This is a genomic window from Hyphomonas sp. (genome assembly GCF_046313735.1).
GTDB lineage: Bacteria > Pseudomonadota > Alphaproteobacteria > Caulobacterales > Hyphomonadaceae > Hyphomonas.
In genome coordinates, this window is record NZ_JBKBXW010000084.1 from 1 (window position 1) to 3,005 (window position 3,005).

Genomic DNA, 3,005 nt, shown 5'->3' on the forward strand with positions numbered 1-3,005 from the left:
TCGCCCCACCGCAGGCCTCGATCACATAGCCCTCGCCTTCCGGCGGCACGGCGGTAATGTCGATGACATGCACGCGTTCGCCCGATGCCCTGTCCGCCCCGAACGCTTCAGTCCGGCCTTCGGCCAGGATCGCGCCGTCTGCGCCGCGAAGGGTATATGGAATCGGCGCGCCGCTGGGGCTGTTCACAATGGCGCGCAGCGGCCCCGAGGGCGAGACGCCATGCTGCGTCATGCGGACCTCGCAGGGGCCAGCGGCTTGCGGCGCGAGAGGCGTGGAGGCGCAGGCAGCAACAAATGCGGCGATCAACCCGGCCACAAATGGCCAGAAAGCAGCCGGCCGTACAGACTCAGGTCCACCAGACCGCACACGTATCTCCCCTCTTGGCCTTTCGCCTGCGGCTGCACCCCGCAGGACGCAGCCGTCTCGCGGCGTGCCACCTTTGCCGATCCGCCCTTTGCGAACCGGTCTGTTATGTGTTGCACTTTAAGGGCTAGATGATAGCGCTATCAACAAGAAAATTACGCTGGGAGGGGAAAAACCGTGATGGGCTATCGCAAACACCTGTGGCTGGCGGCAGCGCTCGCCCTCTTATCCCTTGCCGCCTGCGCGGATGCGGACCCGGTTCTCGACGCGCGCTTCATGGACGCCATGGTCCTCCAGCGCGGCCAGCCGGTAACGGTATCTGGCAGCGCCGATCCGGATGCGGAGATCACGGTTACGCTTGGCAGCGCCGAAGCACAGGCGCGCGCCGATGCCACCGGGCGCTGGGAAGCGGAATTGCCCGCCCTCGATGCCGCCACGGGCCTCACCCTGCGGGCCAGCAGCTCCAGGGGCGCCCGCACTTTCAAGGATATCGCCATTGGCGATGTGTTCCTCTGCTCCGGCCAGTCGAACATGGCCTGGCCGGTACGCCTCGCGCTTAACCCCGAACGGGAACTGGCGAAGCCATTGCGGCCAGACATGCGCCTGTTGCAGGTCCCGCATGTCGCCTCTGTCACGCGCCAGTCTGCGCTGCCGGAAGGCACCCGCTGGCAGGCCGCAAACCTGCATGAGGTGACCCATTTCTCCGCCCTCTGCTACTTCTTCGGCCGCGACTGGCAGGCCAGCGAGGACGTTCCCGTCGGCCTGATCAATGCCAGCTGGGGCGGCTCGCGGATCGAAGCCTGGATCAGTCCGGACGCGCTGCGTACGGCCCCTCACCTCACCGAGCGGCTGGACCTGCTGGGCACCTATGTGGCGGATCCGGCGGCAGCGACCTCCGCCTTCGGCGCAATCTGGGAACGCTGGTGGCAAGCCGCCGCCGGGACAACACCCTGGCAAGATGGTCTGGCCGACCCCAAGCCCATACCGGGCGAGCTTCGCGACTGGAAAGCTTTCGGCGACCCGGAGCTCGAAACCTATCTCGGCATGGTCTGGCATGAGCGGCGCGTGACGCTGACAGCGGCGCAGGCAGCCGGCGCGGCGGAGTTGTCGCTTGGCGGCATCGACGAGATCGACACGGTCTGGGTCAATGGCGCCTTCATCGGCACGACCTTCGGCTGGGGCACGCCGCGCCAGTACACCCTGCCCGCCGGCACACTGAGGGCAGGAGAGAACCTGATCCTCGTCAACGTCCATAATGGCTGGGCCGAAGGCGGGATGACAGGGCCGGAGGACACCGTCTTCCTGCGGCTGGCCTCCGGCGACCGGGTGCCGCTCGCGGGCAACTGGACCTATCAGAAAGTCCCGCCCGAACTCGGCGGCGCGCCGCAGATGCCCTGGATGAGCGTGTCGGGCCTCTCGGGCATGCATCACGGCATGATTGCGCCGCTGGCCGGCACGAAGCTGCGCGGCGCGCTCTGGTATCAGGGCGAGTCGAATGCGGGTGAGCCGGAAACATACGAGAACTTCCTCCGCCTACTGACGGCGGATTTCCGAGACCAGTTTGGCCAAGGGCTCCCGATGCTGGTCATACAGCTACCCGAATTTGGCGCGCGGATGATGACCGCAGGTAACTCCGGCTGGTCTTCCTTGCGCGATGCGCAGCGGCGGTTCGTGATGGCAGATGAGGCGGCCGGGCTCGTCGTGGCGCTCGGCGCCGGGGACGAATGGGACATCCACCCGCCCAACAAGCAGGAAGTTGCCCGCCGCATGCGGACGGTGTGGGACGCGCTTCTGGACGGACCCGACAATCCGGCGCGGACGGGATACAGCCCAGTTGAAGCGCGGCGTGAGGAGAACGTCATCCGCATTGCGCTGCCGGAAACCTCCGGCGCCTATCAGACCTCTGGTCATGACCGGCCCGTGGGTTTCATGCTGTGCGACGCAGGCGGCGGATGTGCGTTTACGGATGCAGCCCTGAACGGCAGCATGATCGAGATTGACGCTCCTTCTGCGGAGACCTCAACCCTTCGTTATTGCTGGGGCGATACGCCGGTCTGCAATCTGATGGCGCCGGATGGCACGCCGGTCACGCCGTTTGAACTGTCGCTCGACTAGGCGAGCGTCCGGCCCAGCGCCGACTGCCAGCCCTGCAGCAGCGCCTGCCGCGTGCCGTCCGCCATGCGCGGCTCGAACCGCGTGCCGGGCACATCGCGCGCCGCCCAGTCTTCCGCCGTGATCCAGCCGATCTGCATCGCCGCCGCTGCCGCCGCGCCCAGCGCCGTCATCTCGCGGTAATCGGGGCGCAGCACGGGCAGGCCGCAAACATCGGCCAGGAACTGCATCAACCAATCATTCGCCACCATTCCGCCATCGACGCGCAGCTCCGCAATGGACGCGCCATCGGCGGCGAAGGCAGTGAGCAAATCATGCGTCTGATAGGCCACCGACTCGAGGCCGGCGCGCACAATATGCGCCGCCGTCGCCGCGCGCGTCAGCCCGCAGATCAGCCCGCGCGCCTCGGCGTCCCAATGCGGCGCGCCGAGGCCAGTGAAAGCCGGCACCATATACACCCCGCCATTGTCCGGCAGGCTGGCAGCGGCCTTCTCGCTTTCATCCGCCCTCTGAATGAGTTTCAGATCAT

The 3,005-nt window shown here is 66.9% G+C and carries 3 protein-coding genes; 1 reads left to right on the forward strand and 2 read right to left on the reverse strand.

Annotated features, from left to right (window positions below):
- On the reverse strand, positions 1-232 hold a 232-nt coding region (locus tag ACK4SV_RS16505; protein ID WP_409918937.1), incomplete at its 3' end, for a cellulase N-terminal Ig-like domain-containing protein.
- Positions 233-544: 312 nt separating this feature from the next.
- Between ACK4SV_RS16505 and ACK4SV_RS16510 the strand changes: the two genes are divergently transcribed.
- Positions 545-2,479, forward strand: a complete 1,935-nt coding sequence (locus ACK4SV_RS16510) for a sialate O-acetylesterase (protein ID WP_409918938.1) — start codon at positions 545-547, stop codon at positions 2,477-2,479.
- On the opposite strand, the gene ACK4SV_RS16515 is transcribed toward ACK4SV_RS16510, so the two are convergent.
- The coding region (locus ACK4SV_RS16515) for an FGGY-family carbohydrate kinase (protein ID WP_409918939.1) at positions 2,476-3,005 on the reverse strand (530 nt) is incomplete at its 5' end. The genes ACK4SV_RS16510 and ACK4SV_RS16515 overlap by 4 nt on opposite strands.